A 14,340-nucleotide genomic window follows, 5' to 3' on the forward strand; every position below is an offset into this window, starting at 1 on the left:
GGATATGAAGGAAAAACTGATAGAAAAATTCGGCGCCGATCTCGCGCAAATTTCACAAGCCGAGCTAGCCTCATATGTGCAAGAGCTCGCCTTGCAAGAAGCCGCGAAGGCTTTGTGTGAGCTTGACGACGAGAGTAAAAGCGCCAAAAGCACGCAATTAATCCTAGACTTCGCAGACGAGTTAAAAGACGCGGGCGCGCTTAGCGATGAGACGGCAGAAGCCCTACTTAACGGCGTTAAAAAGGCGCTGTGCGACGAGGACGAGCAGGCTCTTTACAAGCTCATCTACGACTACGATGATCTACGCAAAAAGATCGCTTGTAAGCAAAAGGCGATTAAAACCCTAGTTCTGCGCAGCTACGACGATCTAGATACCGCGCTGCAAAACGCAAGCGAAACAGAAGCAAAAGAGCACATAGGCGCGGCGCTACAGCGAGCGATTGCGAGCAAACTTCCGCTTGCGGACGTGCTGAAAGAAGCGAGTGAACTGGCCTTCATAAGCGTGCTAGAAAGCGGCACCGACATCGAGGATACCGCGCACGAGACGGCGAAAAACATCGCATCTTCGGCTATAGGCGACGGAGAATTTACAAAATTCCGCACTAAAGAAATTTCAAAAATCATCATAAATCGCGCGATTTTCGTCGCAAACGAGAGCAAAAATACAGCCTCTGCGCTGATTAGAGGCGCGATTTTAGGCTGCTACGACGGCATAAACAAAGCCGCCGAAAGATACCGCGACGAGCTAAGTTTCTCGCCGGCAAGCGACGCACAGAGCCTAGAGAACGAAAGGCTTCAAATTTCGCAGATGAGCGAGCTATTTAGCGCCGTGCTAAGCGACGCGGTCGCAAGCTCGGAGGAGCCCGCTAAAAGCGAGATCGCCAAGATCGCCGATGAAGAATTTGGAGGCTACCTGGCTAAATTTAGAAAAATTTCAAACGATCTTGCCGAGCAGCTAAGCGCCAAAATCGGTGAGATCGAGCTTGGCGAGCGCGCGAAAAAGGCGAGCGCCAAAGCGCGCGAAATCACTCAAGAACTGAGCCAAAAAAGCGCCAAAATCATCGAAAACCTCGATCTGGACGAGAAGCTCGACGCAATCAAAAAAGAGCTTAGCGAATTTGAAAAGAAAATGAGCCAAAAATTTGCCGAGCTAAAAAGCTCCGACGTCGCCAAAAACGTAAGCGAAAGGGCGCGTGAGATGAGCGCTAAGGCTTACGAGGCCGCAAAAGAAACGATCGCCAAGCTAAAGTCCAAAAAAGACTAAATGGGCGCCGCAGGCGCGAAATCCCTAACGGTAAACACTCGGCGCTCGCTGCTTTGCGCTGCAAAATTTACTAGCATGCCTTAAAGCTCGCGCGCCCTAAAAGAAAGGAGCTTTCGTTAGAGTTTGCGAGGCCTGCGCAGAATTCTTTATGCGCTTTAACGGCGCTATAAAATTCCATGCTGATAAAGAATTTTACGAATTTTGCATAACTAAATTTAGATGCGCGCTGCAAAATTACGTGCCGCCAAAAATCCTACGGCGATGCGAGACCCTGGTCCAACCAAATCTTGCCGCAGTGATAAAATTCTAAGTGCAAAATTTTATAGCTGTCAGAGCATATATAAAATTCCAAAAACGGCGCGGATTTTTAAGCTTGAAATTTCATCGCGTAGATTTGCGTAGCAGAATTTTAAAATTCTAAACGCGTAAAATTTTAAAATTCCATCCAAAATGATACGGTACGGCTTGCAGTTTGAAATTTTATCCCGACGCGCGCAAATGAAATTTCGCGAGATAAACTCTACGAAAAAGCACTTGCGGCGTTTGACATTTCTGCGACCATTTCAATTCCCACAACGAAATTTCATTGCAGCACAAGATGCAGTGGTGTAGTACCTTTTGCCAAGTTAATAATTAGAATTTATGCGCCACAAAATACCAACGCGACTCACCTCAAATCATAGCGACATCCGAGCCCATTTTATCGTACGATTTGATTGCGCAAATTTCAAACTGCTCTTATCTGCCCAAACCGAGCGCCTGGTGTAAATAAAATTCTACCGGATTTATCGTTGCGTAAATTTAAAACCGCGCCCCTGCTCTATTTAGGCGCAGAGGCGCCTTATTTATACAACGTCGCACTTGGATTTGGATAAATCCACTACTTTCACACAGCAATGCCTCGTTTACGCCACGATAAAATTCTGCGAAATCTCCGCTAAATTTTATCCCTAAATTACAAAGCCCAATTCTATTTTAAAGGCGACGGGCGTCCTTAAATTTCACGGCAAATTCCAAATAGATCGCGTCTGCAAAATCCGGCAATCCAAAATAAAATTCTAAAAATTTAACCAAATTTCGCTAAAATCGCCGCAAAATTTTAAGGAGAAAAGATGAAAAAATTAGCTCTTTTAATATCCTTTGCTGCGATGATAATTTTTACCGGCTGCGCGAGTACCACGCAAGGCGGCGCCGTAGGCATCGACCGCTCGCAATTCATCACCGTAAGCGAAGCTGAAATGGATCAAAGTGCCGCGCTTGCCTACAGGCAGATTACCGCCCAAGCAAACGCCAAGCACGTCCTAAATACCGATAAAAAGCTAACTGATCGCGTTAGAGGCATCTCGAAGCGCCTAATCGCTCAAGTCGGCGCATTTCGCAAAGACGCACTGAAATGGAACTGGCAGGTAAACGTCATCAACGACCCTACGATCAATGCTTGGTGTATGCCTGGCGGTCGCATCGTCGTATATACTGGCATCATCGAAAAGCTTAAACTTACCGATGCCGAGCTGGCTGCCATTTTGGGACACGAGATGTCGCACGCACTGCGCGAACACAGTCGCGAGCGAGCCTCGACTGAGCAGATGAAAGATGTCGGTATCGCTGTAGCAAGCTCCGCAGCAGGGCTTGGAGATCTAGGCTCAGCGGCTTTGAACATGGCGGCTCAATACACATTCACGCTGCCGTTTTCGCGTACACATGAAACTGAGGCCGATCTGATGGGTGTCGAGCTGATGGCGCGCGCAGGATACGATCCGAGGGCCGCGATAAACGTCTGGGAGAAGATGAATAAACTAAATGAGAGCCATCCGCTTAAATTTATGTCCACACACCCTTCAAACGACGATCGCATCGCCGATCTGAAAGAGGTGATGCCGAAAGTCTTGCCGCTTTACGAGGCTGCCACAAGAAATAGATAGTCTTGCGATTTAAAATTTCGCAAGAGCTTGCGCGCTAAGGTTTTTTAAGTAGCAGGTTTTATCGTCGCATTTAAATTCCTTAATGGGCTTGCGCGCGGCGCTAGGATTATCCGCCGCCGCGCTAGAGCTCTATCGCGATAAAATCTCGCCGTGACAAAGGTCTGCCGCAGCGCGAAATTTTAAATTACCGCAAAATTCTACGCACGGGCGCGAGGCATTTTCCATATCTTTTGGATTTTAAAGCGTTTTTGGATATAATCATAAATATTTATTTTTAAATTTCAAAGGATAAGAAATTTGGACACGGACAGTTCGGTTTTAATGTTAGTTTTAGCTTTTGTATTCATCTTTATGAATGCTTTTTTTGTTCTTTCGGAATTCTCAATCGTCAAAGTAAGAAAGTCTCGCCTCGAAGAGCTTATCAAGGATAAAATTCCAAACGCAAAGCTCGCTTTTAAAATTTCAAACTCCCTTGACACCTATCTCAGCGCCACTCAGCTAGGCATTACGATAAGCTCGCTCGCCCTCGGCTGGATCGGTGAGCCCGCGGTATCGAGACTGATCGAGCTGCCGCTAAGATCCATCGGCATAGGCGGTGGAGCAGCGGCACATACGATCGCCTTCGTCATATCTTTTACGCTCGTTACGCTATTTCACGTCGTACTTGGCGAGCTGGTGCCAAAATCCATCGCTATTGCTAAAACCGAGAAGATCGTGCTTTTTATCTCTAGGCCGCTTCATATTTTTTGGATTATGTTTTTTCCGATCATCAAGGCATTTGACTTCATCGCTGCCGTCTCGCTTAAAATCATCGGCGTAAAGCCCGCCAAAGAGAGCGAGCTCGCGCTTTCTGACGAGGAGATCAAAATCATCGCGAGCGAGAGCCTAAAAGGCGGCGTGCTCGATAGCCTAGAGACCGAGATCATCAAAAACGCCGTTGATTTCAGCGATACGGTCGCCAAAGAGATAATGACACCGAGGCGCGATCTCATATGCCTAAATAAGCAAAAAAGCTACGATGAAAACTACGCAACCGTATTGCAGTCGAAATTTACGCGCTTTCCATATATCGACGGCAGCAAAGACAACGTCCTAGGTCTCATCCACATCCGCGACATCATCCAACAAAAGGGAGATAAAAGCTTCGATAAGATCGTGCGCAAACTCATCATCGTGCCTGAAAACAGCCCGATCTCTAAAATTTTGCCGATGATGAATAAGCAGCGCATTTTTGCCGCGCTCGTCATCGACGAATACGGCGGTACTGCGGGATTTTTGACGATGGAAGATATAATAGAAGAAATTTTTGGCGACATCAACGACGAGCACGACGCGAATGCGCAAAATTTCAAACGTATCGACGAGAACACCTTTGAGTTTAGAGGGCGTTTCGAGATCGAAGGCGTCGAGGAGGTGATGGGCATCGACTTTGATGAGGAGACCGAACAGCTAACGATCGGCGGCTACGTCTTTAATCTCTTCGGCAGCCTACCTGAAATCGGCGATAAAATAAGCGATGAAAACTGCGATTACGAAATACTGCGAATGGATGGCACGAGAGTTTCGCTCGTAAAAGCGATCAAAAAAGCAGCCGCGCAGCCGCAAGAAAACGAAGAGGCTGAGAAAAATAACTAAGCCAAAGTGTGGGTTAATAAAATTCCGCTCTGTGATGCTGCGCGCTAGAAATTTCAAGCACGCTGCCACTTGCGACGCTCTCAATCCCCATATAGGGCAAAAATTTATTCGCCGCTCCCACATAGATGCCGTAATAGCGAGCACAGGAATTCCCGCCGCCTTTCAGAGCGCCATAAAGTGCTATTTATAAGCGCGCTGCAAACGAAAGGCGAAATTCTACCGCGAAAATTCTGCCAGAGCGATGCTAGATAGAATTTCTCGATGAGCCTGTTTTTAAATTTTGCGAGATCGTAGATTTTAAAAATTTCAAAATTTCGCTGAATTTTAAAATTCTAATTGATCTAAATTTCTCGCCTAACTTAAATAGCAAGCCCCGCTACAAGCCCAGGCCAAGCGAATTCTAAATCCAAAGCCTAAGCGTAAAATTCTAAAATTATTAAAGATAAAATTTTGCCGCGTAGTATCGCAGAATTAACTCTATCAATTTTAATCGTAAAATTTCGCCAATCTTGCTTTAAAACTTCGCGATTTTAATTCTAAAAATTCCTAAGTAATCAAGTCGGCACGCCTTAAAATTCCGCATAAATAAATCTTAAATTCCTTTTTGCTACCATAACGAAAATTTTTCGTACGGATGGCTTTATGACAAAACACAAATTCTCATCGCGTTGGGCTTTTATCATCGCCTGTGTGGGCTCTGCTGTAGGTATGGCAAATGTCTGGGGCTTCCCTTATAAACTCGGCACGAACGGCGGCGGCGCATTTTTGCTAATTTACGTTTTTTTCGTAGCGCTGTTTTCATACGTAGGCCTAAGCGCCGAATACGCGATCGGTCGCCGCGCCAAAACAGGCACACTAGGCTCATACGAATACGCGTGGAAAAGCCGCGGACTTGGCGCTATTGGTAAGGTTATCGGCTGGTTGCCACTTGCCGGTTCGATGTGTATCGCAGTGGGCTATGCCGTCATCATCGCCTATGTTTTAAAGGCGCTAGTCCAAGCCATAGACGGCTCGCTAATGAGCGAAAATACCGATACGTGGTTTAACTCTTTTGCCCTGACGCCCTACTCCGTGGTGCCTTATCACTGCATAATCGTTGCAGGCACGTTGCTGACGCTATTTTTCGGCGCCAAAAGCATCGAAAAAACGAATAAAATTATGATGCCGCTATTTTTCGTGCTATTTGCAATTTTGGCAATTAGGGTCGCGACGCTGCAAGGCGCTGCGGGCGGATATGCCTTTCTTTTCGGCGCCGATTTTACTAAGCTAGCAGATCCGATGGTTTGGATTTCTGCGATGGGACAGGCATTTTTCTCGCTATCGATTACGGGCTCAGGGATGATCGTCTATGGCGCGTATCTATCCAAGGACGAAGACATCGTATCTGCGGCGAAAAATACCGCGCTATTTGACACGCTAGCCGCGATGGTAGCTGCGCTAGTGATGATCCCTGCAGTATTTGCTTACGGAATGGATCCGGCGGTGGGGCCTAAGCTACTTTTTGTAACTCTGCCTAAAATTTTACAAGATATGGCAGGTGGTAGAATTTTTGCGGTGATTTTATTTACTGCCGTGATTTTTGGTGGAATTTCATCGCTTCAAAATATGTTCGAAGTAGTCGCCGAATCGCTAATGCATAAGTTTCCAAGGCTAAGCCGTGCATTCACGCTTGCGCTATTGTGCGCGATCTGCCTGGGTGCGGGCCTTGGTATGGAAGCGATAAGCTCATGGGGTCCGTGGATGGATTTCGTATCGATTTATATCATTCCGATCGGAGCAGTAATCGGCGCGATATCGTGGTTTTGGGTGATTAAGCGGAATGAAATTTTAGATGAGATCAATCTGGGCGCAGAGAGGGTTCGCGGCAAGCTCTGGTATGATATCGGACGCTTTGTCTATGTCCCGCTGGCGCTACTTTTATGTATAATCGCGCTTAGTATGCATATTTCGTTTTAAATTAAAATTTCGCTAGATTTAGCATTAATAGTATTCTCTCATAATGGAGTTTTAGCAAACCACATTTATAAATCATTGCATTATCCATATAAATAATGTATAATGCAATCAAAAAGGAGACAATATGACGCGATCTATAAACGTAAATTTTAGAATGGAAGCCGAGCTTAAAAAAGGGTTGGAGGAAGTATGCTCTGAAATGGGGCTAAATTTAACTACTGCTTTTACAATATTTGCTAAAAAAGTATTGCAAGAACGCAAAATTCCTTTCGAGCTGACAGCAGATCCCTTTTACAGCCACGAAAATTTATCTCATCTTAAGCGCTCTTTTGACGAATTAAAGGAAAATAGCGGGATTGAGCACGATTTGTTAGAAGCGGATCAATGAAAAAAATCTGGTCGCAAGAAGCTTGGAAGGATTATCTGTATTGGCAGGAAAATGATAAAAATATTCTAAAGCGCATAAATAAGTTAATCCTAGATATAGAGCGTAACGGCTACGATTGTATAGGCAAACCCGAAGCGCTAAAGGGCAATTTATCGGGGCTTTATAGTGTTAGAATAGATGGAAAAAATCGGCTCGTATTTAGGATATCTAATAGCGCCATAGAAATAGCTCAGTCTAAAACTCACTATGGAGATAAGTAAAATACGTACAAAAGCATCAATATCAAAGCGGTAGTATTTGTCCCAAAAAAAACTTTCACACCCAAAAAAGGCGTGGAATTTTAAAATTTTATCTTATTTTATGGCTTAAAATTTTGAAATTCAGTGCAGATTTAAAGCAGTAAATTTCAAAATTTTACCTTGGCTGCTAAAAAGAAATTTCGTCGTTAAATTTAACAACAGAAATTACTTTTTAATAAATGCCGTATCTGCAAAAGAGTATCATGAGCTGCTGCAATATTTCAAGGCGCTAAACGTAAAAATAGAAGATCAGACCGACTTTATACCACAGGCTCAAAACAGCGGCTATTTCACCGATAAAAATGAAATTTGGAGCGACGGTTTTAACGATACGCAAATTCCGAAGAAAAATTTTAAATGGAAGCTTAGGCGGTTTTTTAGTTTGGATTGAAATTCTAGCCCAAACGGCAAGTTCTTAAATTTAGCGAGAATTTCACGAGCAAATAGGGCGGAGTGGGGCAGCGAGACGAATACCGCTCGCCGCTCCTCTGGCTTGCCGCATTCACAAAGCTATGGCGGGTAAAATTCACTCAGCCCGTCGCCAAGGTAGAAAAGCTTTGGGCAATTCAGAATTTAACCTCAGCCCATCACAGCCGCAAAGCTGCGGCAGGCCAAATCGATCTGACCCGTCGTCGCAGCAAATCCTCGACGATCTGGGGATAGAGTCTCGCCCTAAAACCCCAGACCGCTCCCAATCCCTACTTCGCCCCTTTAGGCGGCATAAATGCGGTTAGTTTGATATCCTCGCCCGCCTTGTGTTTATAAAGCTCGATATTTACTAACGCCGTGTGGGAGATGTTGCCGTTGGCAAGCTCGCTCGTAGGTAGATCGATCGTAAGCACGTTCGGATTTCCGTTTTTGCAAAGCCCATCGGCGTTAGGATCGTACCACGCGCCTTCAAAGATCTGCACCACGCCGCGCATTATGTCGCTGCTTACGTTGGCTCCCGCCAAAATTTCGCCGCGAGCGTTAAACACGCGCACCAGATCGCCCCGCTTGATACCGAGCTCCTTAGCGTCCTCGGTATTTATTAGCACCGGCTCGCGACCTGCAACGGCGTATCTCTTGCGATTTGAGGTGTTGCTCTGCTGCGAATGCAAGCGGTCATACGGATGCAGGCTAAGCAGATGAAATTTCGCAGGTTTATCCTTCATCCCGAGCCACTCGACGGGCTCGAACCACATCGGATGTGCGCCGCAGTCTTTGTAGTTCATCGCAGCGATCGTATCGGAGTAAATTTCAATTAACCCGCTAGGCGTTCCCAAAGCCTCCAAAACAGGATCATTTCTAAAATCTTCAAACGTCACGTACGCAGCACTCTCTGGCGTTTCGTAAAATTCCGTCGGCTCGTTTTTCTCCCACCACTGCTCAAAGCTCGGCATCTGTATTCCTAAAGCGGTGTTTGCATTCACGGCGCTAGCTGCTCCTTCGTAAAATTCTTTGATCCAATCCATCTCCGTTTTGCCGCCGTCCGTATAAGCCTCGGCAAGCCCCTCAGCGTAAGCCTTGCAAAGGTCAGTAAAAATTTGATAATCGTCCTTCGCGCCGTGCTGCTTAGCGACGACCTGCTTCATAGGAATGATGTGCATGTTGGAGTAGTCCCCGCTCATCGTAATGTCGTTGCGCTCGTACTGCGTAGTGGTCGGGAACACGATGTCCGCCATCTTCGCAGTAGGCGTCCAGTAAATTTCATTCACTACGATAGTGCGCGGTTTGCGCCAAGCCTTGATATTGGTGTTGGTGTCTTGATGATGCACGATAGGATTTCCGCCGACCCAGTAGATGAAGTCAATCTTCGGATAGGTGATCTTTGCGCCATTCGCGTCGATCGTCTTGCCAGGATTTAGTAGCGCGTCCGCGATACGAGCTAAAGGAAAGGCAACCTTCGCCGTATTTACCAGCCATGCTTGAGTGGCTTCATCGCCTTGCTTCTGATCCTGCGCAAGCCCTAAAAATTTGCCGTCCTTAACGACGCCGACGCTTGCCGCGTTCATTCCGCCGATCACGCCGCCCGCGCAGGTAGGCGCGCCGCCGTTAGCGTAGTGGTAGCTAAAGCCGAAGCCGCCTCCTGCAAGTCCGATCTGCCCTAGCATCGCGCACAAAGTCACGATCATCCAGTGCGCCTGCTCGCCGTGATGAGCGCGCTGGATACCCCAACCCGCCATTATCATCGTGCGGTTTTCGTAAAATTTTATCGCAAGCTCTTTGATCACGTCCGCGCTAATGCCGCAAATTTCACTAGCCCACTCGGGCGTCTTAGCCACGCCGTCGCTCTGCCCCGTGAGGTACGGCACGAATTTTTCAAAGCCCACGGTGTAGTTTTGTAAAAATTCCTTATCGTACTTACCCTGCGAGTAGAGGTGCTGCGCCATGCCTAGCATCATCGCTACGTCGGTGTTAGGGCGAGGGGTAATCCATCGCGCCTTACCTTCGAAATACTTGCCACTTACGGTTTTGATCGGATCGATGATAATGATCTCTTTGTCGCTGTTTTTTAGCTGCTCGAAATACTTAAATCCCTGCTCGTCCGAGCTCGTCCACGCCACGCGAAGCGTAGAGATCGGATTGAGCCCCCAAAAGACCACTACTTTGGAGTTTTCAAGCACCACCGGCCACGAGGTTTGCTGCTCATAGACCTGATTTGAGCCCGTTACGTGCGGCATTATGACCTGCGCCGCTCCCGTAGAGTAATCGCCCGTGACGCCCGTAAAGCCGCCGGTTAAGTTCATAAATCTATGAAGCAGCGTCCTTGAGACATGCACGTTGCCCGTGCTCTGCCAGCCGTAGCTACCCGCAAACACCGAGTCCGCGCCCTTTTGCTCGCGCGTCTTTTTAAGCTCGCGCGCGACGAGTTTGATCGCGTCTTCATATTTTACCTCGACCCATTCGTCAAGCCCTCGAAGCTCTGGCTTAGGATTATCGGGATCGGCGAGGTAGGATTTTCGCACCATCGGCGCCTTGACGCGCGTGTTATAAACGAGATCCGCCATCGTATTTTGAAGAGTATTTGGAATTTTAGAGGTGATCTTCCACGGTGCGGATTTTACGATCTTGCCGTTTTTGACGCTCGCTTTTAAAATTCCCCATCGCGCCGCGGTTAAAATTTCGCCGTTTTTCTTAAGCGCGGTGAGTTTATCCGCCGCAAGCATCGAGCTTGGAATGAGCGGAAGCGCCGAGACCGCCGCGCTGAGCTTTAAAAAATTTCGTCTTTTCATTTCATATCCTTTAAATTTACGTCCTTGGAGTGCTTTTGCAGATACTGCACCACCGTCCAGCTCTCATCCTTGCTAATAGGCGTACGCGAAAGCATCGATTTTATGTAGCCGGGCCATTTGTTTGCCTCGTAGCTTGCGGGCTGATGCAGAGCGTGACAGACACTACACGAGGCTTCAAATTTCTCCTTAGCGCCCGCGAAAATTTTATCCACGTCACCGCTTAGCGCACCCTCATCGGTGTAGGCGGTTATTTTAACCTTATTAAAGCCGTCCTCTTCGCCCAAGCTCTCGCTTTGAAATTTAGCCTGCTTCGAAAACGCCACCGCGATTATGCGCGCTTTAGGCGTGAAATAAATAACGTTCGGCGCCTTTGGATTTTGATAGCCGGTGAGCGAAAATTTCACCGCTCCGTCCTTGACCTCCAAGACCTCTATGGCGTTTGTGGGCAGCAGCCTGCCGTCCTTGTGCGACAAATCGCCGCTTACGCTTACCTGCTTTAGCACCGTGCCGTAAAGCGTCTCGCCCGCCTTAACCTCGGCGTTTGCACAGCTTGCGATCGCAGCCGCAAGAGCCGCCGTAGCCGCAATAGAATTTAAAAACTTCATGCTTATCCTTTCTTAAAATTTTAAAAACTTCTCGTAAATCTGCCGTATAAAAAGCCCGCAAACATCACGGCTAAAATCGCCGCGAATGCCGCAAACGCTACCTGCGCGCACTGCGCCGCGTCTGCAAATTTAATGCTCGGCACCAGATAAAATCCCTCGCCGTAAAATCCGCCAAAAAAACTCTGCACTTCGCTAAGTGCGGTGCCTGCGGGGAAGGACGGGGTGCCCGTGCAGCTTGCGGGGCGAAATAGCTCCGGCAGCAGGCTATCAAGCGGCGCCGCAAAAGGAAATGCGGGCGCTGCGAGGCAATTTGCGGTATCTGCGGCGGGGTGCGACGCGGAGCTTTGTAAATAGCCGTATATCGCGCCCGCAAATCCGAGCGCGTAAGCAACGAGCCTTGTTATGAAGCCAAACGGCAGCAGCAAGCCTATAAGCGCGCCCACGCCCGCTACGGCAAAGCCTAGACGCACGAGGGCACTCGTCTGCGTAGGCGACATAAAAAGGCAGCGCTGAAAGAAAAAATACGATACCGCAAGATAGCCTGCGCTTATCACAAAGAGCCAAAACCACGGCGCAGCGGTATTTTGCCACGCGTAAATCTTTAAAATCAATCTATTCAAGATCTCCTCCATCTTATAAAATTCTTAAGAATACTTTTTAATCTTAAGATTTAAATTTATGAGGGAATTATAGCAATAAAAGATAAAAATTCATGTCTACATTGCCCTAAATATCGGAGTTTTATAAGCTTTAAGCTTAACGTATAAAATTTCAATTTTAAAATTTGACGCTCCTTGCGTGGCGGCGGAAAGTTTTTGAGATATGAAATTAAAATGGTAGATTTTATAAAATTTATCTTTATTTAGCTCTGTTTTGATAAAAAATATATCGATTTCAAAACTCCGTAGCTCCAGCACCCAATAAATATTATGAAGATGATACAATGAGCCAAAATTTTGAATAATATCACTTTATAATTTAAGGACGAGGTGCCGTGTGAAATTTAACATAAATGCCGTTATCGGTGGGGCGGATGATGTGCCGATCTATATACCGGATATTATAAGAACGGCGAGGCGAGAGATTAAAAGGGTTTTTAGCGATTTTGAAATGCACTCGCTGCAAAAGATCGATATTTGCCTTTGTTCGAGCGGGGAAGTGTCGAGATATTTTCCGAAATCGGGAATTTATCAACCGAAATATTATCTTAAAAGCAAAAAAATTATCGCGTATATTCATTTTAGCTCAGACGAGTGGAGCTCCGATAAAAGGGTGAACGTAGATAAATTTTTAGAAAAGTTCAAGCAGTACCTTATAGAGCTTGGAGATATTACCGGGCGGAAAATTGCTAATAATAATTTGGAATTTGACGATACGCAGTACAAAGACAATATAAATAAAATTTTTGAAAATTTAGTAGTAAATTGTTGAAATAAAATTTAAAAGGGCTATCTATCTGAAGCGGCAAAATTCCGCTTCGGATAAAGTGGGCGCGAGCCGAGCTAGTGAAATTCCAAACGCTTTAAGACGCAAATAGCGACGAGGCGAGTTTGGAATTTCATCATCAACGATAATTTAAAATTTTGCCCGAAAGCCTATTGGCTAGCTTAAAGCGCCTTGGTTGGCGCCCCGTAGAATTTCAAAGCGCCGTTAAGCAAGCGATGAGCGAGCAGAGCAAGGCGGGTCTTGCGCGAACGCATAGGAATGCGCGCAGTGTTATTTCGCAGTAGAATTTTACAGATTTGATCTCGCGCGCAAAAGGCAAGATCAAGCCCAAATGCCCGACAGGAGCAAATTTTACGCAAGCCGCGCAAGAGCGGTCTTGCGCGAGCGCTAAATCGCAGCCTTTAGCGCTTCAAATTTCGCGTCTTGCTCGGCTAGCAGCTGCCCTTTCTCATCGCGCGAGACGTAAATTTTAAAGATATTCTCGCCCGCTTTGTCGTAAAAGCCCACGAATTTTGAGAGCATCCCCATAAAAGTCTGCGTCACGAGGATGATCTTATCGATCTCATCCGTCTTTAGATGACCCCCCAAAATGCCCAGCCCATGCGCTTCATCGCCGTTTGCGCCCATGCCGAAATTATAATATCCCTGCGCGCTCTTGCCGCTCGGGATCTTGGTTTTAAACTCAATGATGAAGCTCGGCGTATTTTTTACGAAAAGCACCTCGCCCCAGCTCTCAAGCTCCCTAATGACCTCGACGAATTTATCGCCGCCCGCGCTCTTTCCGAAGCGCTCGGGTAGGTTTAGCAGCACGTCTATCTCCTTGGCGCCGAGCTCCTTGCAGATCTGCGCGATCGAAATTTTAGGATTTTGCGCAAACAGCGCCTCGATTCTCTCTTTCATTTTCATCCTTTCTAAAATAAAATTTTGAGCGCCATTATAATATAAAAATTCTAAGTTACAGATAACGGCAATCAATTAAAGAGGATTTGAAAAGCTTATTCTAAGAAAAATTTAGCGCTACAAAGTGCTTATGCATAGAATTTTAAGTGATAATACAAAGAATTTTATCTGCACGGAATTTTATAATTCTAAAATTCCGCAAATCTTTAGAGCTTTATCATAGCGGATCGTATCCGAAGCGATTGGACCCGCTATCGCCGCGCTGCACGAAAAATACAAGCAGCACTATCCAACCCACAAATGATACCAAAAGGCCGATATCGCCGAAAAAAGCACCCACTATAGGCGTTAAAATAAGCAGAAAAAACCAGCCGCTTCTATCGGTGTCATGTAGTCGCCTGACCGATACGGTGATGGCTGGCACGAGCATAGCTAGCTGAAAAAGCGCATCTATAATGCCGATTTCTTGATGGACGATTTTGCCGGCTATTATTTGATTATACCCTATCGTAGTGCCTAAAACGCCATCTATCAAGCTCAAAACAATCCCGCCAAGCACGGTAAATAGAAAAAACCACCAGTACTCCGACCTCGATGCTCGCCCGCTAAATGCGGCGTATTTTTGCTTTACGCAAGTTTGCACAGACTCCATAAAAGTCATTTAAAACTCCTTTTTTAAAATAATATAGGATTATACTAATCGCCCCTTA

The 14,340-nt window shown here is 46.4% G+C and carries 12 protein-coding genes; 7 read left to right on the forward strand and 5 right to left on the reverse strand.

Going from position 1 to position 14,340, the window contains the following annotated elements; all coding sequences use genetic code 11:
• Positions 1–4: 4 nt before the first annotated feature.
• The 6 genes from Q0393_RS07955 to Q0393_RS07980 all read left to right on the forward strand — a co-directional run bounded on the left by Q0393_RS07955 (position 5) and on the right by Q0393_RS07980 (position 7,425).
• Complete coding sequence (locus tag Q0393_RS07955; protein ID WP_298979272.1) at positions 5–1,264, forward strand: hypothetical protein; 1,260 nt, start codon at positions 5–7, stop codon at positions 1,262–1,264.
• A 1,112-nt stretch (positions 1,265–2,376) separates the two neighbouring features.
• Complete coding sequence (locus Q0393_RS07960; protein ID WP_298979274.1) at positions 2,377–3,186, forward strand: M48 family metallopeptidase; 810 nt, start codon at positions 2,377–2,379, stop codon at positions 3,184–3,186.
• Positions 3,187–3,507: 321 nt separating this feature from the next.
• Positions 3,508–4,821, forward strand: coding sequence for a hemolysin family protein (locus tag Q0393_RS07965; RefSeq protein ID WP_298979344.1), 1,314 nt, complete (start codon positions 3,508–3,510; stop codon positions 4,819–4,821).
• 642 nt (positions 4,822–5,463) lie between these two features.
• On the forward strand, positions 5,464–6,777 hold the full coding sequence (locus tag Q0393_RS07970; protein ID WP_298979276.1) for a sodium-dependent transporter: 1,314 nt from the start codon (positions 5,464–5,466) through the stop codon (positions 6,775–6,777).
• A 124-nt stretch (positions 6,778–6,901) separates the two neighbouring features.
• Positions 6,902–7,165 carry a type II toxin-antitoxin system RelB/DinJ family antitoxin gene (locus Q0393_RS07975; protein ID WP_298979278.1) on the forward strand — a complete coding sequence of 88 codons (264 nt, stop codon included), beginning with the start codon at positions 6,902–6,904 and terminating at the stop codon, positions 7,163–7,165.
• Positions 7,162–7,425, forward strand: coding sequence for a Txe/YoeB family addiction module toxin (locus Q0393_RS07980; RefSeq protein WP_298979279.1), 264 nt, complete (start codon positions 7,162–7,164; stop codon positions 7,423–7,425). Before Q0393_RS07975 ends, Q0393_RS07980 begins: the two co-directional genes overlap by 4 nt.
• Before the next feature lie 737 nt (positions 7,426–8,162).
• Here Q0393_RS07980 and Q0393_RS07985 read toward each other — a convergent pair.
• From Q0393_RS07985 to Q0393_RS07995, 3 genes are read right to left on the reverse strand one after another with little or no spacing between them, the layout of a single operon-like run.
• Positions 8,163–10,679 (reverse strand): molybdopterin guanine dinucleotide-containing S/N-oxide reductase, encoded by a 2,517-nt coding sequence (locus Q0393_RS07985; RefSeq protein WP_298979281.1) that lies wholly within the window; start codon positions 10,677–10,679, stop codon positions 8,163–8,165.
• Complete coding sequence (locus Q0393_RS07990; protein ID WP_298979283.1) at positions 10,676–11,284, reverse strand: cytochrome C; 609 nt, start codon at positions 11,282–11,284, stop codon at positions 10,676–10,678. The genes Q0393_RS07985 and Q0393_RS07990 overlap by 4 nt, the downstream gene beginning before the upstream one ends.
• Before the next feature lie 20 nt (positions 11,285–11,304).
• The gene (locus tag Q0393_RS07995) at positions 11,305–11,904 is read right to left on the reverse strand and encodes a disulfide bond formation protein B (protein ID WP_298979285.1); all 600 of its coding nucleotides are present in this window, start codon (positions 11,902–11,904) and stop codon (positions 11,305–11,307) included.
• Between the two features lie 376 nt (positions 11,905–12,280).
• On the opposite strand from Q0393_RS07995, the gene Q0393_RS08000 reads away from it, so the two are divergent.
• Positions 12,281–12,715, forward strand: coding sequence for an Imm12 family immunity protein (locus Q0393_RS08000; protein WP_298979287.1), 435 nt, complete (start codon positions 12,281–12,283; stop codon positions 12,713–12,715).
• A 402-nt stretch (positions 12,716–13,117) separates the two neighbouring features.
• Here the strand turns inward: Q0393_RS08000 and hutX are convergent, their stop codons facing one another.
• Both hutX and Q0393_RS08010 read right to left on the reverse strand, forming a co-directional pair.
• Complete coding sequence (gene hutX / locus Q0393_RS08005) at positions 13,118–13,630, reverse strand: heme utilization cystosolic carrier protein HutX (protein WP_298979288.1); 513 nt, start codon at positions 13,628–13,630, stop codon at positions 13,118–13,120.
• A 217-nt stretch (positions 13,631–13,847) separates the two neighbouring features.
• Positions 13,848–14,291, reverse strand: coding sequence for a DUF805 domain-containing protein (locus tag Q0393_RS08010; RefSeq protein ID WP_298979290.1), 444 nt, complete (start codon positions 14,289–14,291; stop codon positions 13,848–13,850).
• Positions 14,292–14,340: the final 49 nt, after the last annotated feature.

The organism is uncultured Campylobacter sp., from assembly GCF_938015785.1.
Taxonomy (GTDB): domain Bacteria; phylum Campylobacterota; class Campylobacteria; order Campylobacterales; family Campylobacteraceae; genus Campylobacter_B.